This window comes from Sphingomonas sp. HITSZ_GF (assembly GCF_029543155.1).
Classification (GTDB): Bacteria; Pseudomonadota; Alphaproteobacteria; order Sphingomonadales; family Sphingomonadaceae; genus Sphingomonas.
Genome location: NZ_JARQXA010000002.1, coordinates 450,649 through 471,159, shown reverse-complemented (window position 1 = coordinate 471,159; position 20,511 = coordinate 450,649). Strand labels below are relative to the sequence as shown.

The window sequence follows — 20,511 nt, the reverse complement described above, 5'->3', positions numbered from 1 at the left end:
CTAGATGCGCAAACAACGGAGTACGAAACGAACATTATGGCCCTGATCCTCGGCCTCGAATCGAGTTGCGACGAAACCGCTGCCGCACTGGTCACTACCGATGGCCGGGTGCTGGCGCACAAGCTGGCGCGCCAGGAAGCGGCGCATCGCCCCTATGGCGGGGTGGTGCCCGAAATTGCGGCGCGCGCGCATGTCGAGGCGATCGGCCCGCTGATCGAGGGTGCGTTCGAGGAAGCGGGCGTCACCCTCGCCGATGTCGATGCCGTTGCCGCCACTGCCGGACCCGGGCTGATCGGTGGCGTCATGGTGGGGCTGGTCGCCGGCAAGGCGCTGGCGCTGGCCGCGGGCAAGCCGCTGATCGCGGTCAACCATCTCGAAGGGCATGCGCTCTCGCCGCGGCTCAGCGATCCGGACCTGCAATTCCCCTACCTCCTGCTGCTCGTCTCGGGCGGCCATTGCCAGCTGCTCCTGGTCGAGGGGGTGGGGCGCTATCGGCGGCTTGCCACCACGATCGACGATGCCGCGGGTGAGGCGTTCGACAAGACGGCCAAGATGCTGGGGCTCGGCTTTCCCGGCGGCCCCGCGGTGGAGGAAGCGGCCTCGCGCGGCGATCCCCGCGCCGTGCCGCTGCCGCGCCCCCTGCTCGGTTCGGCCGAGCCGCATTTCTCCTTTGCGGGCCTCAAGAGCGATGTTGCACGCAAGGTGGGGCAGTACAGCGCCGAGGATATCGCCGCTTCTTTCCAGCAGGCAGTGGTGGATTGTCTGATCGACCGCACCCGGCGCGCGATCGCGCAGGTCGAGGCGACGGCTTTGGTGGTCGCCGGCGGCGTCGCGGCGAACAAGGCGGTGCGCGGCGCTCTGGAACAGCTGGCCGCGGAAAGTGGTATGCGCTTCGTCGCGCCGCCGCTGTGGCTGTGCACCGACAATGGCGCGATGATCGCCTGGGCGGGGGCGGAGCGCTTCCTGGCCGGCGAAAGCGATCCGCTCGATACGCCGGCACGGGCGCGCTGGCCGCTCGATCCGGATGCGGAGAAGGTGCGCGGCGCGGGAGTGAAGGCATGAGGATCGGAGTCATCGGTGGCGGCGCCTGGGGCACCGCGCTGGCCCAGGTCGCGGCGCGCGGCGGGCAGGAGGTGCTGCTCTGGGCGCGTGAGCCCGAAGTCGTTGAGAGCGTGAACATCCGCAACCGGAACGATCTGTTCCTCTCTGGTGTGCCGCTCAACCCTACCATCCGCGCTACGGGCGAACTTGGTGAACTTCGCGATACGGAAGCGTTGCTTGTCGTCGCCCCGGCCCAGCATGTCCGAGCGGTCCTGTCCGAGATCGAGGTCGGCACCACGCCGCTGGTGCTCTGCGCCAAGGGGATCGAGGCCGGCTCCAGGCTGCTGGTCGGCGAGGTGGCCCACCAGGTCGCCCCCGATGCGCCCCTCGCGGTGCTCTCCGGCCCCACCTTCGCGCACGAAGTGGCGGCGGGTAAGCCCACGGCAGTGACGCTCGCCTGCGAGGACGAAGCCCTGCGCACCCGCCTTTCCGAGCGTCTCGCCGGCCCCGCCTTCCGTACCTATGGCTCCGCCGACGTGGTCGGGGCGGAGATCGGCGGCGCGGTCAAGAACGTCCTCGCCATCGCCTGCGGCGTGGTGGAAGGGGCCGGGCTCGGCCTCAACGCCCGCTCGGCGCTGATCGCCCGCGGCTTTGCCGAGATGACGCGCTTCGGCATGGCCCGCGGCGCCCAGGCGGAGACGCTCACCGGACTGTCGGGGCTGGGGGACCTCGTCCTCACCTGCTCCTCCACCAACTCGCGCAACTTCTCGCTTGGCCTCGGCCTCGGCCAGGGGAAGCGCGCTGCCGAGCTGATGGCCGATCGCAAGACCGTGGCGGAGGGCGCGTTCACCGCGCCGGTGCTGCGCGAGGCCGCCAAGGATGCCGGCGTCGACATGCCGGTGACCGAGGCAGTCAACGCGCTGCTCGAAGGCGCGCCGGTGGGGCAGGTGATCGAGGCGCTGCTGAGCCGGCCGCTCCGGGAGGAAAAGCTGTGAAATGGGCGGCGATGCTCAGGGGGATCAACCTCGGCAAGCGCCAGCTCAAATCGGCGGAATTGAAGGCCGTGGTCGAAGGCATGGGCTTCAGCGAGGTGAAGACGATCCTCGCCTCGGGCAATGTCGTCTTCGAGGCGGGCGATGCCGAGCCCGAGGCGCTGGAGCGCGATCTCCACGCCGCGCTGGAGAAGGCGACGGGCCTGAAGTCCGATGTCCATGTCCGCAACCGGGCCGATCTCGAAAAGCTGGTCGCGGCCAATCCCTTCCGGAAGGAAGCCGAGGAACGCCCGAGCTATCTGGTCGTCAGCTTCCACCGCACGCCGCCGAGCCAGGCGGCGATCGACGCATTGCTCGAAAGCTATGACGGCCCCGAGCGGATGGTGATCGTCGGCCGCGAGCTGTTCACCGATTTCCCTGACGGCCAGGGCCGCTCGAACCTGATTCCGGCGATGCAGAAGGCCAAGCTGTCCAAGGACAATACCGGGCGCAACTGGAACACGGTGCTCAAGCTGCTGGCGGCGGTAAGCGCCTAGAAGTCGACCGCGATGCCCTTGCGCTCCCAATCGCCATAGCGAGTCGGGTCGAGCGCATCGGGCTTTTGCTCCGCCGGCGCGGGCTTGGGCACGGGCGGGCTGGGCGTCAGATACGCGGGCGGTTTCACATTTGCGGGGCGCTGGGCCATAGGCGGCAGATCGTCCTTCCAATCCAAGAGGTCAAGTGAAGCCACCGCGTCGCCCCAATAGCCGCCAGAGCGCACCCGACGGCCCCGGCGTCCCCGCGCGCCGCGCAGCGCTGAAGCTGCTCGATGCGGTGCTCCGGCGCGGGCTCGCGCTCGAACAGGCGCTCGATTCGGCGGCGCAGGGCCTGGCGCCCAATGACCGCGGCCTTGCCCATGCCATTGCCGCCGAAGTGCTGCGCCGGTTGCCCGATCTCGACGCGCTGATCGATTCGGCGACGAAGCAGACGCTGCCCGACGATGCCAAGGCGCGCTTCGCTCTGCGCATCGCGCTCGTCCAGGCGCTGGCGCTCGGCACGCCCGGCCATGCCGCGATCTCCACCGTGCTGCCGCTGGTCGATGGCGGCCCGCGCAAGCTCGTCCACGGCGTGTTCGGTACCTTGGTCCGCCAGGGCGTGACCTTGCCCGAGCCGCCGACCCTGCCCGATGCGGTGGCGCTGCGCTGGCACGCTGCCTGGGGCGACCAGATGATCGCCGATGCCGAGCAGGCCATCGCACTGCCGCCGCCGCTCGATCTCACGCTGCGCGATCCGGCGGTGGTGCCCGATCTGCCGGGCAAGAGCCTGATCGCCGGTCATCTCCGCCTCGACGAGAAGGGCCCGGTGGCGATGCTCGAAGGCTTTGCCGAGGGCGACTGGTGGGTGCAGGACGTCGCCGCCTCGCTGCCGGCGCGCCTGCTCGGCAAGGGCAGCGGCACCGCGCTCGATCTGTGCGCCGCGCCGGGGGGCAAGACGCTCCAGCTCGCTGCGGCGGGCTGGCAGGTGACCGCGGTCGACGTCTCCGAAAGTCGTCTGGCGCGACTTCACGAGAATCTCGAGCGCACCGGGCTGGAAGCAGAGGTGGTCGAGGCCGATCTGCTCAAGTGGAAGCCCGATGCCCCGGCCGATGCGGTGCTGCTCGATGCGCCGTGCAGCGCCACCGGCATCTTTCGCCGCCACCCGGACGTGCTCCACCGCGTCCGCCCCAGCCTGATCCGCGAGATGGCCGAGCTGCAGGGCAAGCTGCTTGCCCGCGCCGCCGATTGGGTGAAGCCCGGCGGTACGCTCGTCTTCTCGACCTGCTCGCTCGAGCCCGAGGAAGGCGAGGCGCAGCTTGCTGCCTTCCTCAAGGCGCGTTCCGACTATGCGATCGTGCCGGTGAAGCCCGAAGAACTGCCCCATGGCGTCATGCCGCGCGCGGATGGCCGCCTGCGCCTGCTGCCCGGAACGCTTGCCGATGCCGGCGGGTTGGACGGGTTCTTCATCGCGCGGCTCGTCCGCAACACCTAGAAGCCCGGTTGCGCGCGAATCGCGGGGTGCCTAAGGATTCATCATGGCCGTCCGCATTGCACCTTCGATCCTGTCCGCCGATTTCGCCAAGCTGGGCGAGGAAATCCGTGCCATCGACGCCGCCGGCGCCGACTGGATCCATGTCGACGTGATGGACGGGCATTTCGTCCCCAACATCACGATCGGCCCCGGCGTGATCAAGGCGCTGCGCCCGCACACTGCCAAGCCGTTCGACGTCCATCTGATGATCGCGCCGGTCGATCCGCTGCTCCAGGCCTTTGCCGATGCCGGCGCCGACTGCATCTCGGTGCATCCCGAGGCCGGCTCGCACCTCCACCGCACGCTCCAGACGATCAAGGGCCTGGGCAAGCGCGCGGGCGTGGTGCTCAACCCGTCCACGTCGGTCGAGGCAGTCGACTATGTCATGGACATGATCGACCTGATCCTGGTGATGAGCGTGAACCCCGGTTTCGGCGGGCAGAAGTTCATCGAAAGCCAGCTCGGCAAGATCACCGAGCTGCGCAAGCGGATCACCGCCAGCGGCCGCGCCATCGATCTGGAGGTCGATGGCGGCATCGATCGCGAGACGGCGCCGCGCGCGATCGCCGCCGGTGCCGATGCGCTGGTCGCCGGCACCGCGACCTTCACCGGCGGGCCCAGCCAGTATGCGGCGAACATCGCCGCACTGCGCGGCGGGTGAATGATGGCCCGGTCGACTCCGGAGCCGACGGGGTCGAGCAGGGCAAGCGGCTCATCCGCACGGGTGGCGAGCGCGGGCTCAGCCTTGCCGAGCGCCTGTCCGAGCATTTCCAGCGCCTCGCCTGGCGCAGCCCGATCCACAATATGCGGTTGAGGGGCCGGCATCCGCTCAAGCTGATCGCGGTCGGCGAAGACCCGTTCTTCGGCGATGCCGAGCGCGGCAATGCCCTGCTCGAAGGCTATGTGCTGTTCCGCGGCGAGCAGCGCTCGATCAGCGGGCTCGACTTTGCCCGGCCGGACTGGTCGGCGGCGATGGGCGATTATCTCCACGGCTTCGGCTGGCTGCGCGACCTGTCGAGCGTCGCGCCGCGCGTAACCGGCGCGCCGATCGCCGAGGGGCTGATGCAGCGCTGGCTGTCGGTGCATGGCGACAAGGTGTCCGACCCTGCCTGGCGCGCTGATCTGGTCGGCCGGCGCATCCTCGCCTGGACTGCGCACGCCCCGCTGATCCTGTCGGCGAACGACCTGGTCTATCGCTCCTCGGTGCTCCATGCGCTCGCCAAGGGTGCGCGCCACCTCGATCGCGCCGCGGACCGGGTGCCGCTCGGCACGTCGCGCATTGCCGGCTGGTGCGGCGTGCTGGTCGCCGGGCTGATGATCCCCGGCGGTGATCCGCGCCGCTCCTTCGGCGAGACCGGGCTGCGCCGCGCGCTCGAGCAATCGATGTTCGAGGATGGCGGCACCGTCGGCCGCTCGCCCTGGGGGCAGCTCGACGCGATCCAGCTGCTGACGATCCTCTCCAACGCCTATGAAGCGCGCCGGCTCGAGCCGCCCGCCTTCGTCTCCTCCGCGCTCAATCGCATGGTCACCGCGCTGCTCGGCGTCTGCCATGGCGACAAGGGGCTGGGCAGCTGGCAGGGCTCGGCGCCGGTCTCCGGCGCGCTGATCGAGCAGGCAGTGGGGGCGACCGGCGTGCGCACCCGCCCGCTCAAGCAGGCGCGCGAATGGGGCTATCAGCGGCTGAATGCCGGCGGCACCGTGCTGATCGTCGACGCCGCGCCGCCGCCGCTCGCCCGGCTGGCTGCGGGCGGTTGCGCCTCGACGCTCGCCTTCGAGCTGTCCGACGGGCCGCACCGGATCGTCGTCAATTGCGGCGGCTCGAACATGGCGAGCGCGTCGCTGCCGGGGGCGCTCACCGAAGGCCTGCGCACCACCGCGGCGCACTCCACCTTGGTGTTGGCGGACAGCAACTCCACTGCGATCCACCCGGACGGCTCGCTCGGCCGCGGCGTCGTCGAAGTCGAGCTGGCGCGCACCGAAAGCGAGAATGGCAGCCGGATCGAAGCGAGCCATGACGGCTATGTCCGGCGCCTCGGCTTCGTCCACCGCCGGCTGATCGCGCTGGGCGGCGACGGGCGCGACGTGCGCGGCGAGGACATGCTGCTCCCCGCCGACAAGCGCAAGCGCAAGGCCAACACCCCCTTCGCGATCCGCTTCCACCTCGCGCCCCAAGTCGAGATCTCGCCGACCGCCGACGGCCAGGCCGCGATCCTGCGCCTGCCGAGCGGGCATCTCTGGCAGTTCCGCTGCAAGGGCGGCGCGCTGGCGTTCGAGGACTCGATCTGGATCGACGGCACCGGCAAGCCGGTGGCGACCAAGCAGCTCGTCATCACCGGCGAATCGCTGGCCGGCGGCGCAAATGTGAGCTGGCTGTTCCACCGGGCGAAGTAAATGGTTGCCAGCGCCGCCCCGATCCGTAGAGGGGCTTGCCGCATGGACCAGATCAAGATCGCCCGTGCGCTACTCTCCGTCTCCGACAAGACCGGGATCGTCGAACTCGCAACTGCGCTCGCCGCACAGGGGGTGGAGCTGGTCTCGACCGGGGGCACCGCCACGGCGCTGCGCGATGCAGGGCTGAGCGTCCGCGACATCTCCGATCTCACCGGCTTCCCCGAGATGATGGACGGCCGGGTCAAGACGCTGCACCCCAAGGTCCATGGCGGGCTGCTCGCGGTGCGCGGCAATGCTGAGCACGAAGCCTCGATGGCCGAGCATGCAATCGGCCCGATCGATCTCGTCGTGGTGAACCTCTATCCCTTCGCCCAGACGGTGGCGCGCGGCGCCGATCGCGAGACGATCATCGAGAATATCGACATCGGCGGCCCATCGATGGTCCGCTCGGCGGCGAAGAACCATGAGAGCGTCGCGATCCTCACCGATCCCGCCGATTATCCGCTGGTGCACGGCGCAACGACGACGCTCGAGCAGCGCCGCAAGTTCGCGGCCAAGGCCTATGCCGCCACCGCTGCCTATGATTCGATGATCTCGAGCTGGTTCGCCTTTGCCGATCAGGGCGAGGCCTTCCCGGAGACGCTCAATCTCAGCCTCAAGCGCGGCCAGGCGCTGCGCTACGGCGAGAACCCGCACCAGTCGGCCGCCTTCTATGCCGCCACCGGCCCGGCCGCGCAGGGCATCGGCCAGGCCCGTCAGGTGCAGGGCAAGGAGCTGAGCTACAACAACTATAACGACGCCGATGCGGCGCTCGAGCTGATCAGCGAATTCCGCGACGGCCCGCCGACTGCGGTGATCGTCAAGCATGCCAATCCCTGCGGCGTGGCGAGTGGCGAGACGCTCGCCGAAGCCTATGCCGCGGCCTTTGCCTGCGACACGGTCTCGGCGTTCGGCGGCATCATCGCGGTCAACCGCCCGCTCGATCGCGCCACTGCCGAGCAGATCACTTCGATCTTCACCGAAGTCGTGGTCGCGCCGGGTGCCGACGAGGATGCGCTGGCGCTGTTCGCCGCCAAGAAGAATCTCCGCCTGCTGCTCACCGACGGGCTGCCCAATCCGGCGCGCCCGGGGCTCATGGCCAAGTCGATCACTGGCGGCTGGCTGGTCCAGAGCCGCGACAACGGCATTGTCGGCCCGGCCGAATTGAAGGTCGTCACCAAGCGCCAGCCCACCGAGCGCGAGCTTGCCGACTGCCTGTTCGCCTGGACGGTAGCCAAGCACGTCAAGTCGAACGCGATCGTCTATGCCAAGGATGGCAGCACGGCGGGCGTCGGCGCCGGCCAGATGAACCGGCTCGAATCGGCGCGCATCGCTGCCTGGAAGGCCAAGGACGCCGCCGACAAGGCCGGCTGGGCCGAGCCGCGCACCTTGGGCTCGGCGGTCGCGTCCGACGCCTTCTTCCCCTTTGCCGACGGCCTGCTGGCGGCAGTGGAAGCCGGCGCCACCGCGGTGATCCAGCCGGGCGGCTCGATCCGCGACGAGGAAGTGATCGCCGCGGCCGATGCGGCCGGGCTGGCGATGGTCTTCACCGGCATGCGCCACTTCCGGCACTGAGGGCGGGGGCTGTCACGAACAACGTCATCCCGGCGAAAGCCGGGATCTCGTGCGGCTCTTTACCCGCCATTGCCTGAGATCCCGGCCTTCGCCGGGATGACGGTTGTGGGATTACAGCTTCTCTTCCACCGGCAGCGTCGCTTCGCCGGCGCGCGGCATCTTGCGGAACAGCGCCTTGTCCTCGGGGCCGAAGCCGAACTTGATGATCACGAACAGGTAGGTGACCAGGATCGCCGGCATGCCGAAGCTCAGTTCGGCCCATTCGGCGCTCTTGGGCAGCGAAGTGAAGGCGCCGCCGACCAGGCTGGCGATCGCGATCGCGGCGAAGAAGCTCGGCCGGATCGAGACCACCGGCGCGCCGGTCAGTCGGTAGAGCAGCAGCGCCTTCACGGCCGATCCGATGGTGAGCGACACCGCCAGCGCCAGCGCCGGCCCGGCCGCCTGGATGGGCTCGGACCAGCCTTCGGTCCGCGCGACGATCACGAAGACGAAGCTCAGCACCACCTGGAGCAGCAGCACGCAGACCGAGATCGCCAGGTTCTTGTGCCGCGCGATATAGACCAGCCCGGTCTCGCAGACGGCACCGGTCGAGGCGAGCACCTCGGCGATCAGCAGGATGCACAGTGCGCCGGCGCCGATCACGAACTCCTTGCCGATCAACCCCATCACGCCCTCGGCGGGGATCGAGAACATCACCGCCAGCGCCGCCTGGGCGCTGGTCACCCAGAAGCCGACCTGGCGCACCTGCTTGGCGACGGCGGGGCGATCGTCCTCGGCCAGCGCCTTGGTGACGACCGGGCCCAGGATCGGATCGAAGCTCGACTTGAGCCGCTGCGGCACCGAGGCGACCTGCTGCGCCATGTAATAGATACCCACCACTGCCGGGCTGAACAGCAGCGCCAGGATGAAGCGGTCGACGTTGCGCGTTGCCCATTCGATCGCGTCGGCCCCGGCAAGCGGCGCATTGACGCGGGCGAGGCCCCAGATCGCGCTCGGCCGCGGCCGCCAGCCATGCGGCAGGCCATATTCCTTGACGAAGGGGATGATCGAGGCGCCGAGCGCCATCACCATCGACAGCACATAGGCATAGAGCAGCCCGTCGCGCGCTGAGACATAGGAGAAGCCCCAGGCGGCAATGCTGATCGTCCAGGGCTCGATGATCGCGCGCGCTGTCACTGCCGCGCCGATATTGTGGCGATAGGCGCAGGCGGAGAGCGCGACGTCGGAAAGCGCCGGGCACAGCACGACAAAGGCGACCAGCGGCTCGAGCCCGGTCACTGGGCTGTTGGGGAACATCGCCTGGGGGAAGAGGAACAGCATGCCGCTGGCGATCAGCGAGGCGATCAGCGCCACCACCATCGCGTCCCAGACGACATGCGCGTGCGGCCGGTCGGTATCGGACAGCGCCTGTGCCAGTCCGCGCTTCAGGCCCAGCGTGGCGAGCAGCGCCGCAACCTCGATCACCAGCACCGCGATCGCATAGCGGCCGACAATGTCCGGGCCATAGGCGCGCCCGGCGATGAACAGGAAGGGCAGCCGCGCGGCGAGGCGCAGGATGAAGCCCAGGATATTGGTCCGCCCGCCCTTGGCGAGCGCGTTGATGTCCTCGCCGCCCGACGGCGCAGTTGCGGTCTCGCTCAATGCGCGGCGCCCCAGCTCGGGCCGACGCCGATCTCGACGCCCAGCGGCACGGTCAGCTTCACCGCCGGCTCGGCCGCGGTTGCCATCACGCGCTCGATCACCGGCCTGGCGGCTTCGACATCGCCTTCGGGCAGCTCGAACACCAGTTCGTCATGCACCTGGAGCAGCATCTTGACGTTGGGCAGCCCAGCTTCGAGCAGCGCCGGGCCCATCCGCGCCATCGCCCGCTTGATGATATCGGCGCTGGTGCCCTGGATCGGCGCGTTGATCGCGGCGCGCTCGCTGCCGGCGCGTTCGTTCGGATTGGATGCCTTGAGGCGCGGGAAATGCGTCTTCCGGCCGAACAGGGTGGTGGTGTAGCCGCGCTCCTTGGCGAGGTTGAGCGTGTCGGCGATATAGCGGTTGATGCCGGGGAAGCGCTCGAAATAGCGGTTGATCATCGCCTGGGCTTCGTCGGGCGTCACGTCGAGCCGCCCGGCCAGGCCCCAGCGCGAGATGCCGTAGAGGATCGCGAAGTTGATCGTCTTGGCGCGGCCGCGCGTGTCGCGGTTCACTTCGCCGAATAGCTCCATCGCGGTGCGGTTGTGGATGTCCTCGCCCTGCTCGAAGGCGTCGCGCAGCGCCGGCACGTCGGCGATGTGCGCGGCGAGGCGCAGCTCGATCTGCGAATAGTCGGCCGAGAGGATGACGTTGCCCGGCTCCGCCACGAAGGCATCGCGGATCTGGCGGCCGGTTTCGGTGCGGATCGGGATGTTCTGCAGGTTCGGGTCGGTCGAGCTCAGCCGCCCGGTCTGCGCTCCGGTCAGGCTGTAGCTGGTATGGACGCGCCCGGTCGCCGGGTTGATCTGCGCCTGCAGCGCGTCGGTATAGGTCGATTTGAGCTTGGTTAGCTGGCGCCAGTCGAGCACCTTGAGCACCATGTCCCGGCCCGGAGAATCCTTGTCTGCGGCGATCCGCTCGAGCTCGTTGACGTCGGTGGAATAGACGCCCGATTTGCCCTTGCGCCCGCCCTTGATCCCCATCTTGTCGAACAGCACGTCGCCCAGCTGCTTGGGGCTGCCAATGGTGAACTTGAACCCGGCAATGCCGTGGATCTCTTCCTCCAGCGCGGCGATCTGGTGCGAAAAGTCGGTCGAGAGCTTGTGGAGCACCTGCGCATCGACCTTGATGCCGGCGCGCTCCATGTCGGCGATCACCTTGACGAGCGGCCGGTCGACCATCTCATAGACGCGGGTCGAGCCTTCATAGGCCAGCCGCGGCTTGAACCGCCGCCACAGCCGCAGCGTCACGTCGGCGTCCTCCGCGGCATAGCGGGTGGCGGCCTTGAGATCGACTTCGCCGAAGCCGAGCTGGCTCTTTCCGGTGCCGACCACGTCCTTGTACGCGATGCAGCTGTGCGAAAGATGGGTGGCAGCGAGTTCGTCCATGCCGTGCCCGTGCAGCCCGGCATCAAGATCGAAGCTCATCACGATCGTATCGTCATAGGGCGTGACGTCGATCCCGGCGCGGCCCAGCACGATCATGTCATATTTCAAATTGTGCCCGATCTTGAGGACTGCGGGGTCCTCGAGCAGCGGCTTGAGCTTGGCGATCGCCACGGCGCGGTCGATCTGCACCGGCCGCTCGGCGAACATGTCGGTTCCGCCATGGCCGATCGGGATATAGCAGGCGAGATTGGGGTGCAGCGCCATCGACACGCCGACCAGCTCGGCGCGAGTCGCGTCGACGCCGGTGGTCTCGGTATCGATCGCCACCCAGCCCTGGTGCCTGGCGATCGTGATCCAGCGATCGAGCGCAGTCTCGTCGGTGACTGTCTCGTATCCGTCGTGGTTGCAGGGCGGGTCTTCCTCCAGCCCCGGCGTGTCGTGCGTCTCGACCGGCGCATCGGCGACGGCGGAGAGGCGGTTGAGCAGCGTGCGGAAGCCGTGATGCTCGAGGAATGCGCGCAGCGGCGCGTCCGGAATGCCCTTGAGCTCGAACTCCTCGAGCGGTTCGGGCAGCGGCACATCACTGGCCAGCTCGACGAGCCGCCGCGAGAGGCGCGCCATCTCGGCATGCTCGATCAGATTCTCGCGCATCTTGGACGGCTTCATGTCCGGTGCCGCCTCCAGCACCGCCTCGACCGTGCCGAATTCCTCGATCAGCTTGGCCGCGGTCTTGGGGCCGATGCCCTTCACGCCCGGGACGTTGTCGACGCTGTCGCCCATCAGCGCCAGCACCTCGCCCAGCTTCTCGGGGCGGACGCCGAACTTCTCCTCGGTGTCCGCCGGGCCCAGCCGCCGGTTGTTCATCGTATCGAGCATGTCGACGGAAGGGTCCGTCATCAGCTGCATCAGGTCCTTGTCGGAGCTGACGATCGTCACCTGCCAGCCCTGCGCCAGCGCCGCCTTGGTATAGCTGGCGATCAGATCGTCGGCCTCCCAGCCGGCTTCCTCTATGCAGGGCAGCGAGAAGGCGCGGGTCGCGTCGCGGATCATCGGGAACTGGGGCACCAGGTCCTCGGGTGCCGGCGGCCGGTGCGCCTTGTACTGGTCGTAGAGTTCGTTGCGGAAGGTGTGCTCGCTTTTGTCGAGCACCACCGCCATGTGAGTCGGGCCGTCGGCCTTGTTCAGCTCGTCGACCAGCTTCCACAGCATGGTCGTATAGCCATAGACGGCGCCCACCGGCTCACCATGTTTGTTGGTGAGCGGCGGCAGCCGATGATAGGCGCGGAAGATATAGCCGGAGCCGTCGACGAGATAGAGATGGGGCATCGCCGCGCCGGGATAGCCGAGCGCGTGCGCCGAACAAAGCCCCCGCTTGGCATCAGCGTGCGTCGTGGAAGATGATTCCGAGCACATGGCGCTTTCCGGAGCGCACTTCGCTGACGCCATGACGCATGTTTACCCGGTAATCGCCCCGTCCGCCGCGCACCGGGCGCTGGTGCACCGCGAAGACCACGGCGTCGCCTTGGCCTAGCGGCACTACTGCCGCGCGCGACTGCATGCGCGGGCGCTGTTCGGTCAGCACGAATTCGCCGCCGGTGAAGTCGCGCTCCGGTGCGGAGAGCAGCACGGCGAGCTGGAGCGGGAAGACATGCTCGCCGTACAGGTCCTGATGCAGGCAATTATAGTCGCCCGGGCCGTAGCGGAGCAGCAGCGGGGTGGGGCGGACCTGGCCGGCCGCGTGGCAGCGGGTGAGGAAATCGCCATGCGCGGGCGGAAAGCGGTGCTCGATCGCCATCCGGTGGTGCCAGAGATTGGCGATGGCAGCGAGCGGCGGATAGAGCGCGTGGCGCAGCTGCGCGATGCGATCGGGCAGCGGATAGGCGAAATAGCGATACTGGCCGCGCCCGAATCCGTGGCGCGCCATGATCACTTCGCTGCGGAAGCGCGCGCGTTCGTCATAGAGCGCGGCGGTCTCGTCGCATTGTCCGGGGGAAAGCAGGCGCGGCAGCACGGCCCAGCCCTGCGTGTCGAGCGATGCCGCGATCGCGGCCCAGTCCAGTTGGTCGTCCATCGTGCCGGGTTAGCGTCCCTGGCCGCGCGGCGCTTTCCGGCGCTTGCGCCCGAACTCACTTGCCGGCGGTGAAGGCCTTCCAGGCGGGATCGGCGGCGTCCTGCACCGGTGGCGCAGTGCGGTGGTTGGCGACGATCGCCTGCGCCACCTGTTGCATCAGCATTTGGCGCTCGCGGATCGGGCGGCGGGTGTCGCCGATCATCACCGCCAGCGCATAGGAGGTGCCGTCGGGCGCAGTCAGGATGCCGACGTCGTTGAAGCCCGCGGTGCGCGCGCCCAGGTCCTGGCCGGTGCCGGTCTTGTGGCCGTAGATCCAGCCCGGCGGCACCGCGCCGTGCACGCGGGCGCGGCCGGTGCGGGCGCCTTCCATCGTCTGGATCAACCAGGCGGTCGAGGTCGGCGACAGCAACTCGCCGCGCTTCAGCCGGGCCAGCGCCACCGAGATCGCGCCGGCAGCCGCGCCGTCGGGCGGGTCCTTTACATAGGATTCGAACGCCGTGAGGCGCACGGTGGGCGAAAGGCGCGAACGGGCGACCGCAAAGGCGTTGCCCATCGAATATTCGGGGCGCCATTCCAGCCCCGCGGTGCCGGCCTGGAGCAGCTTCTCGCCGGGGCCGAAGCGCACGCCGCCGATGCCCTTGCGCGCCAGGAAGGCGCGGATCGCATCGGGCCCGCCGACCAGCCGCAGCAGCTTGTCGTTGCAGGTATTGTCGCTCATCTGCATCGCGCGGCGCACGATCTCGCCCACGGTGGCGGTATAGCCGACATCGCCCTTCACCAGCGCGGCGACCGGCTGGTGGAACAGCGTGAAATCGCTGCGGGTGATGGTGATCGGTTGGTCGAGGCGGATCTTGCCCTGATCGACCTGGTCGAGCAGCGTCATCGTCACCCACAGCTTGGAGACGCTCTGCTGCGGCATCGGCCGCGCGGCGTCGCTCGACGTGACGATCCAGCCGTCCTGCACGCTGGTGACGGCGACGCCGACCAGCCCGTCGAAATTGCGGGTGATGCCGTCGATCGCGCTGACCAACCCCTGCGGCGCAGGGGCGGTGGGCTTCCAGGCGGGGGTGGCGGCCTTGGCGTTGCCCCAGGGCAGGGCCAGGCTCACGCCGGCGGGCAGATAGGAGGCCAGCGAGGGGTCGCCGTGCACCGTGCAGCCGACCAGCATCGCCGGGCCAAGGCCCGCTACTGTCAGCGCTCGTTGAATCGCCGAGAAATCCTCGAACTTAAACACGTTAACTCAGACCCCTTGCCCGCAGCGACAATGGTGCGGATGCGTCCGCCGGGAAAGTCCGCACCTTGCTGCGTTGCGACGAATGCTCTTCCTATAGCGGTGAAGCGTGAACGAGGCGAAAACCGGAGTCGCTTTTGCGATGAAACGCAGCAGTCCGGGGATCAGTTTCCGCTCGCCTTCAACCAGGCCTGGAGCGTCGGCGTGTCCGGATCGGGCGCGCAGCTGCCCGCCCGGCGCAGCACGCAGCCCGGCGCATCGGTGATGCCCGGCACCGCGCAGCTTTCGAGCTGATAGGCGGCAGGAAGCTCGCCCAGATGGTCCTGCGGCGCGACGATGACGTCGAAGGCGCGGGTGTGGCGCGCCGCCTCGGGGGCGCTGCCCAGCACATAGATCGGCGTGGCGCGGCGATAGAGCGCATAGGCGCCCGCTACCGTGTCGCGCGGGCGATAGAGCGCCAGCCCGCAGGTCCTGGCCGGCCGGCCCGCCTTGTCCAGCGCCTCGGCCAGATCGGCTTCCATCGTCCAGTTGGGCGCGAAATGCCCGCGCGCCAGCACCACCGAAGCCCCGCCCCACACGGTGAGCGCGGCGATCGTCGCCAGCACCAGCCGTTCGCGCGGCACTCGGCGCAGCAGGTCGGCGCTGCCGATCGCCGCCAGGATCACCAGCAGCGCGCTGCTCGCCAGCACGAAGCGGTATTCCTTGTGGGCGATCAGCGAATGGCAGGCGAGATGGACCAGCGCGATCCACAGCAGCGCCGGGTAGCGCTTCGCTCCGATCCAGGCGAGCGGCAGGATCGGCACCAGCGCGAGATACCAGTACCAGGCGAGGATGGTGAAATAGCCGGTGAGCGGCATCACGCCGTACGCCTGGGCGCGGCCTTCCACGATGTTGATCCGCGCCGCCTCGATCATCCAGCGGAACGGCACTGCGCCCATGGCGAGATTCGCCAGCGCATCGATCGCCAGCGCGCCGCAGCCGCCGGCGAGCAGCGGCAGCCAGGCGCCGCGCCAGTCCTTGCGCGCGGTCAGGATCGCCAGGGTGAGCAGCGCCGGGGCATATTGGATGCGCGCGACGAAGCAGAGCCCCATCAGCAGCCCGGCCAGCGCGAACTGGCGCGGCCCCGGCCGGTCGCGCGCGAGCAGCAGCCAGATCGCGCCCATCAGCAGCGCCAGCCCGATCGGCTCGGAAAGCGCGCGGGGGGCGAAGAAGATCAGCTCGAACCAGGTCGCCGCGACGAAGCCGGCGACAATGCCGTGCAACCGCGAGAGCCGCAGCCCCAGCGACACGGCGGCGCCGACGATCACCAGAGAAAGCGCCGCGAGCGTGAACCGCACCAGCATCAGGTGCAGCGTGCCATCGGGGGAAAGCGCATGGCCTATCCCCATCGGCACGGCGAGCAGCTCGGGAATCAGCCAGCTCCGCAGCCCCGCACGATAGTCCCAGGTCTGGATCCACGGTCCGGCTACCAGGTGCCAGGCGGGTTCGAGATATTGCCAGATCTCGTCGAACCAGCCGACCGCGAAGGGCAGCGCGGCCAGTGCGCGCAGCATCGCCGCCAGCAGGAGCGCGCCCCAGAATATCCGCCGAGGGCCGACGGCGTCGGTCAGGGCACCAGCACCGTGTCGATCGCCTGGGGCAGGGTCTCGGGATAGTCGAGATTGTAATGGAGCCCGCGGCTCTCCTTGCGGTGGAGCGCCGAACGCACGATCAGGTCGGCGCTCTCGAGCAGGTTGCGCAGCTCGATCAGGTCGGGCGTCACGCGGAAATGGCCGTAATAATCGGCGACTTCCTCGCGCAGCATCTTGATCCGGTGCGCCGCGCGCTCGAGCCGCTTGGTCGTCCGCACGATGCCGACATAATTCCACATGAAGCGGCGGATCTCGGTCCAGTTCTGCTTGATCACCACTTCCTCGTCGGAATCGGTGACGCGGCTCTCGTCCCAGGGGCGGATCGCCGGCACCGGGCCCAGCTCGCCCCAATGCGCGGCGATGTGGTTGGCCACCGCCTCGCCGAACACGAAGCATTCGAGCAGGCTGTTGGAAGCAAGGCGATTGGCGCCGTGCAGGCCGGACTGGGTGACTTCGCCGGCCGCGTAGAGATTGGGCAGGTCGGTGCGCCCGTCGCGGTCCACCATCACGCCGCCACAGGTGTAATGCTGGGCGGGGACGACCGGGATCGGCTCCCTGGTCATGTCGATGTCGAGATCGAGCAGCCGGGCATGGATCGTCGGGAAGTGATGCTTCACGAACTCGGCGCCCATATGGCTGATGTCGAGATGGACATAGTCGAGACCGAGCCGCTTGATCTCATGGTCGATCGCGCGCGCCACGATGTCGCGCGGTGCCAGCTCGGCGCGCGGATCGAAATCGGGCATGAAGCGCTTGCCCGCCTCGTCGCCGGCGTCGGGCGGCAGCAGCAGCCGTCCGCCTTCGCCGCGCACCGCCTCGGTGATCAGGAAGTTCTTGACCTCGAGATTGTAGAGGCAGGTGGGGTGGAACTGCATCATCTCCATGTTCGAGATGCGGCAGCCCGCGCGCCAGGCCATGGCGATGCCGTCGCCGGTGGCGCCACTGGGCGCGGTCGAGAACAGATAGGTCCGCCCGGCGCCGCCCGTCGCCAGCACGGTGGCGCGGCCGGTGAACAGCTCCACCCGGTTGGTCCGGCGGTTGAAGGCATAGACGCCCCAGACGGTGCCGGCGCCCGAATAGCGCTCCTCGTGGCGGCTGGTCGCCAGGTCGATCACCACCATGTCGGGGACGAGCGTGATATTGGGATTGGCCTGCGCCGCCTTGAGCAGCGCGGTCTGCACCGCCAGCCCGGTCGCGTCGTCGACATGGACGATGCGGCGATGGCTGTGGCCGCCCTCGCGGGTCAGGTGCAGCGCGCCGCCCTCGGTGTTGAACGGCACGCCGATCTCGGCCAGCCGCCGGATAGCGGCGGGGGCGTTCTCGACCACCATCTCCACCGTCGCGCGGTCGTTGAGCCCGGCGCCGGCGATCATCGTGTCCTCGATATGGCTCTCGAACGTGTCGCCGGGCTCGAGCACCGCGGCGATGCCGCCTTGGGCCCAGGCGGTCGAGCCTTCGGCGAACCCGCCCTTGGCGAGCACGGTCACCTTGAAATGCTGGGCGAGGTTGAGCGCGGCGGTGAGCCCCGCCGCACCCGAGCCGATAACCAGGACGTCGCTGCTATGGGGATCGTTCGGCATGTCTCTTCCGCTGGTTCCGCCCCGGACTAGGCGCTAGGCAGGGGTGCTGGCAACGGGAGAGAGATATGCGCCGCCAAAGCCTGGGTTTGCTGATGGCGATGCTCGCCGCATTCTGGGCCGCGCCTGCCGCCGCGAAGGGATGCGCGCTCGGCGCGGTCGGCCAGACGGTGCAGCTGCCGGTTGGCGATACCGGCCGCATGGCGATGCTGCATCTGCCCACGGGGTTTTCGCGCGCGCGCCCCGCGCCTTTGGTCCTGCTGCTCCATGGCAGCGGCGGCACGGGCGCGCAGATGCTTGCCGCCTCGAAGCTCGCCGCGACGGCCGATGCGCATGGCCTCCTCGTCCTCGCCCCGGATGCCGGCATTGCGGGCAAGCAGGGTTTCATGTGGAACATTCCCGGCGTCCCCACCGTCACCGGCAAGATCCCCACGGCCGAGGATGCCGATGACGTTGCCTTCCTCGAGACTGCGATCGACTGGCTCGCAGCCAATCGCTGCGTGGACCGCACCCGCGTCTATGCCACCGGCCTGTCGGGCGGTGGGCGGATGACGAGCTGGCTCGGCTGCGTCGCTGCCGATCGCTTCGCCGCGATCGCGCCGGTGGTAGGCCTGCGCGCCGGCAACCCGCTGGCGGGCGAGCCGCGCGTCCCCGATCCGGCCACCTGCAATCCGTCGAAGCCGATGCCGGTGATCGCCTTCGCCGGAGACGCGGACAGGACCAATCCGATCCAGGGCGGCGGCGCCGGCTATTGGCAATATACGATGGCGACCGCGCTCGGCCGCTGGTCCGATCTCGACCTGTGCCGCACGGGCCCGGCCCAGCGCGATCTGGACGCGAAGCTCTACGAGATCCGCTATGCCGATTGCCGTGACGGCGCGGAGGTGATCGGCCGCATCACCCGCGGCGCCGGCCATGTCTGGGCGGCGGACAACGAAGCGATGTGGGCCTTTTTCGCGAAATATCGGCGCTAAAAGTTCACTCAAGCGGCATGGTGGTCGGCAGCGGCTCCGCACGTGCGCCGCGCTGGTCGCGCAGCCGGTACTTGCTCTGATATTCGCGGCGCTGGCGGCAGACTTCGTACAGCACGATGCCCGAGCTGGTGCCCAGGTTCAGGCTCTCGATCATCCCGAACATCGGAATGCTCACGCACATCGCACTGCGCTCCACTGCCCGGTCGCTGATCCCGATTGCTTCGCTGCCGAACCAGACGGCGAGCTTGGTGGATTCGGTGAAGTCGCCCTCGTGCAGATAGATGCTCGCCTTGCCCTTCACATGCGGCGAGGTGACTACCGAAGTGAAGCCATTGCTTTCGAGATGGTCGAAACAGGCGTCGGTCGAATCGAACCGCTTCACGAAGGTCCATTTGACCGCCGAAACCGAGGTTTTCGAGATCGCCCTGTCGCCGCGCAGCTCCTGCCAGTCGTCGGGCAGCGATCCGCGGCTATCGACCACATAGACCTTCTCGACCCCCAGCGCATTGGCGTTGCGGATCACCGTGCCGATATTCTTGATATCGGTCGGGTTCTCGATCACCGCGATCAGGTTCTTGCACTGGAAATCGCGGATAGCGTCGGCGCGCAGGCGAGCCGAGCTCTTCGGCTTCTTCTCACTCTCTTCCATGTCAGCCATTCGCCGCCCGGGTGAGGTTCAGGAACACGTCCTCCAGGTCGGCCTCGCGGGTCGAGACGTCGACGATGCCGAGCCCTGCGCCCTGCACCGCGTCCAGCACCTCGCCGGCATTTGCCTGGTCCTTGCGATAGGTGATGACCAGCGTGCGCTCGCCCTTCATCTCGACCTTCTGGAAACAGGCATTGGCCGGCGGCGCCGCCACGTCGCGGTCGACGGTGACCTCGACCACCTTCTCCTGCGCCATGCCGACCAGCTCGCGCGTCGGCTTGTTGGCGATCAGCTTGCCGTGGTTGATGATCGCGATCCGGTCGCAGAGCTGCTCGGCTTCCTCCAGATAATGGGTGGTCAGCACCACCGTCACGCCCCGCTCGTTCAATTCGCGGACATAGGCCCAGAGCTGCTGGCGCAGCTCGACGTCGACGCCCGCGGTCGGCTCGTCGAGCACCAGCACGGGCGGCGCATGCACCATCGCCTTGGCGACCATCAGCCGGCGCTTCATGCCGCCTGAAAGCGTGCGCGAATAGGCGTCGGCCTTGTCCTCCAGGTGCACCGCCCGGAGCAGGCCGAGGGCGTCGAACTTGTCCTTGGGCACGCCGTAGAGCCCCGCCTGGATCTCGAGCGTCTCCTTGGGCGTGAAGAAGGGATCGAAGATGATCTCCTGGTTGACGATGCCGATGCTCGCCTTGGCGTTGCGCGGGTGCGCGTCGATGTCGAAGCCCCAGATCGAGACCTTGCCGCCGGTCTTGTTGACCAGCCCGGCCAGGATGTTGATCAGCGTCGACTTGCCGGCGCCGTTCGGCCCGAGCAGCCCGAAGATCTGGCCGCGCGGCACCTCGAAGCTCACCCCGTCGAGCGCGCGCTTGCCGCCCTGATAGGTCTTGCAGAGAGTATCGATCGCGATCGCAGCCTGAGTCATGCCGCCCGCATTAAGGCTGCGCGCCGGTGATTGCGAGCCCCCGCAGTGCTTGCTATCGGGCGACTCATGACCGCGCCGCTTCCTGAAGTCATCCGCACCGCAACCGCCCGTGTCGCCTGTGACGGCACCGGCCCCGGCCTGCCTGCCGCGCTCGGCCATCCGCGCGTGTTCCTGCAGATCGACGAGCATGGCTATGTCGATTGCGGCTATTGCGATCGCCGCTTCGTGCTGATCGGCGGCCCGGCCGACGGCGCCGACCAGAGCCAGTTGCCCGATCATCCGGCTGGCGCGAGCATCTAAA

At 68.5% G+C, this 20,511-nt stretch carries 18 protein-coding genes; 9 read left to right on the top strand and 9 right to left on the bottom strand.

Going from position 1 to position 20,511, the window contains the following annotated elements; translation table 11 throughout:
- Positions 1–36: 36 nt before the first annotated feature.
- From tsaD to P6144_RS08035, 3 genes are read left to right on the top strand one after another with little or no spacing between them, the layout of a single operon-like run.
- Positions 37–1,062: a tRNA (adenosine(37)-N6)-threonylcarbamoyltransferase complex transferase subunit TsaD gene (tsaD, locus tag P6144_RS08045; protein ID WP_277767217.1), complete on the top strand. Its 1,026-nt coding sequence runs from the start codon at positions 37–39 to the stop codon at positions 1,060–1,062.
- Complete coding sequence (locus tag P6144_RS08040) at positions 1,059–2,036, top strand: NAD(P)H-dependent glycerol-3-phosphate dehydrogenase (RefSeq protein WP_277767216.1); 978 nt, start codon at positions 1,059–1,061, stop codon at positions 2,034–2,036. The genes tsaD and P6144_RS08040 overlap by 4 nt, the downstream gene beginning before the upstream one ends.
- Positions 2,033–2,569 carry a DUF1697 domain-containing protein gene (locus P6144_RS08035; RefSeq protein ID WP_277767215.1) on the top strand — a complete coding sequence of 179 codons (537 nt, stop codon included), beginning with the start codon at positions 2,033–2,035 and terminating at the stop codon, positions 2,567–2,569. Before P6144_RS08040 ends, P6144_RS08035 begins: the two co-directional genes overlap by 4 nt.
- Here the strand turns inward: P6144_RS08035 and P6144_RS08030 are convergent.
- On the bottom strand, positions 2,566–2,718 hold the full coding sequence (locus tag P6144_RS08030) for a DUF1674 domain-containing protein (protein WP_277767214.1): 153 nt from the start codon (positions 2,716–2,718) through the stop codon (positions 2,566–2,568). The two genes, P6144_RS08035 and P6144_RS08030, sit on opposite strands and share 4 nt — an antisense overlap.
- Before the next feature lie 35 nt (positions 2,719–2,753).
- Here P6144_RS08030 and P6144_RS08025 point away from each other — a divergent pair, with 35 nt between their 5' ends.
- The 4 genes from P6144_RS08025 to purH are packed head-to-tail and all read left to right on the top strand — an operon-like array spanning position 2,754 to position 8,084.
- Positions 2,754–4,040, top strand: coding sequence for a transcription antitermination factor NusB (locus P6144_RS08025; protein ID WP_277767213.1), 1,287 nt, complete (start codon positions 2,754–2,756; stop codon positions 4,038–4,040).
- Between the two features lie 43 nt (positions 4,041–4,083).
- Positions 4,084–4,740 carry a ribulose-phosphate 3-epimerase gene (rpe, locus tag P6144_RS08020; protein ID WP_277767212.1) on the top strand — a complete coding sequence of 219 codons (657 nt, stop codon included), beginning with the start codon at positions 4,084–4,086 and terminating at the stop codon, positions 4,738–4,740.
- Entirely contained in the window at positions 4,737–6,470 is a 1,734-nt protein-coding gene (locus P6144_RS08015) for a heparinase II/III family protein (RefSeq protein WP_277767211.1), read from the top strand. Before rpe ends, P6144_RS08015 begins: the two co-directional genes overlap by 4 nt.
- A 42-nt stretch (positions 6,471–6,512) precedes the next feature.
- Positions 6,513–8,084, top strand: coding sequence for a bifunctional phosphoribosylaminoimidazolecarboxamide formyltransferase/IMP cyclohydrolase (gene purH / locus P6144_RS08010; protein WP_277767210.1), 1,572 nt, complete (start codon positions 6,513–6,515; stop codon positions 8,082–8,084).
- 111 nt (positions 8,085–8,195) lie between these two features.
- On the opposite strand, the gene P6144_RS08005 is transcribed toward purH, so the two are convergent.
- From P6144_RS08005 to nadB, 6 genes are all read right to left on the bottom strand, one after another.
- A complete protein-coding gene (locus tag P6144_RS08005) occupies positions 8,196–9,725 on the bottom strand; it encodes a lipopolysaccharide biosynthesis protein (protein ID WP_277767209.1) in 1,530 nt (509 codons plus the stop codon).
- Entirely contained in the window at positions 9,722–12,478 is a 2,757-nt protein-coding gene (gene polA / locus P6144_RS08000; protein WP_277767208.1) for a DNA polymerase I, read from the bottom strand. Before polA ends, P6144_RS08005 begins: the two co-directional genes overlap by 4 nt.
- 52 nt (positions 12,479–12,530) lie before the next feature.
- Positions 12,531–13,223, bottom strand: a complete 693-nt coding sequence (locus P6144_RS07995; RefSeq protein WP_277767207.1) for a 2OG-Fe(II) oxygenase — start codon at positions 13,221–13,223, stop codon at positions 12,531–12,533.
- A 55-nt stretch (positions 13,224–13,278) separates the two neighbouring features.
- Positions 13,279–14,457, bottom strand: coding sequence for a serine hydrolase (locus tag P6144_RS07990; protein WP_277767206.1), 1,179 nt, complete (start codon positions 14,455–14,457; stop codon positions 13,279–13,281).
- A gap of 161 nt (positions 14,458–14,618) precedes the next feature.
- Entirely contained in the window at positions 14,619–16,007 is a 1,389-nt protein-coding gene (locus tag P6144_RS07985; protein ID WP_277767205.1) for a hypothetical protein, read from the bottom strand.
- A 53-nt stretch (positions 16,008–16,060) separates the two neighbouring features.
- The gene (nadB, locus tag P6144_RS07980) at positions 16,061–17,665 is read right to left on the bottom strand and encodes an L-aspartate oxidase (protein ID WP_277767204.1); all 1,605 of its coding nucleotides are present in this window, start codon (positions 17,663–17,665) and stop codon (positions 16,061–16,063) included.
- 65 nt (positions 17,666–17,730) lie between these two features.
- Between nadB and P6144_RS07975 the strand changes: the two genes are divergently transcribed.
- Complete coding sequence (locus P6144_RS07975) at positions 17,731–18,636, top strand: PHB depolymerase family esterase (protein ID WP_277767203.1); 906 nt, start codon at positions 17,731–17,733, stop codon at positions 18,634–18,636.
- 4 nt (positions 18,637–18,640) lie between these two features.
- Here P6144_RS07975 and P6144_RS07970 read toward each other — a convergent pair whose 3' ends face one another.
- Both P6144_RS07970 and P6144_RS07965 read right to left on the bottom strand, forming a co-directional pair.
- On the bottom strand, positions 18,641–19,294 hold the full coding sequence (locus tag P6144_RS07970) for an RNA methyltransferase (RefSeq protein WP_277767202.1): 654 nt from the start codon (positions 19,292–19,294) through the stop codon (positions 18,641–18,643).
- The gene (locus P6144_RS07965) at positions 19,287–20,210 is read right to left on the bottom strand and encodes an ABC transporter ATP-binding protein (protein WP_277767201.1); all 924 of its coding nucleotides are present in this window, start codon (positions 20,208–20,210) and stop codon (positions 19,287–19,289) included. Before P6144_RS07965 ends, P6144_RS07970 begins: the two co-directional genes overlap by 8 nt.
- A 66-nt stretch (positions 20,211–20,276) precedes the next feature.
- On the opposite strand from P6144_RS07965, the gene P6144_RS07960 reads away from it, so the two are divergent.
- On the top strand, positions 20,277–20,510 hold the full coding sequence (locus P6144_RS07960; protein WP_277767200.1) for a zinc-finger domain-containing protein: 234 nt from the start codon (positions 20,277–20,279) through the stop codon (positions 20,508–20,510).
- The last annotated feature ends 1 nt before the right edge of the window (position 20,511 follow it).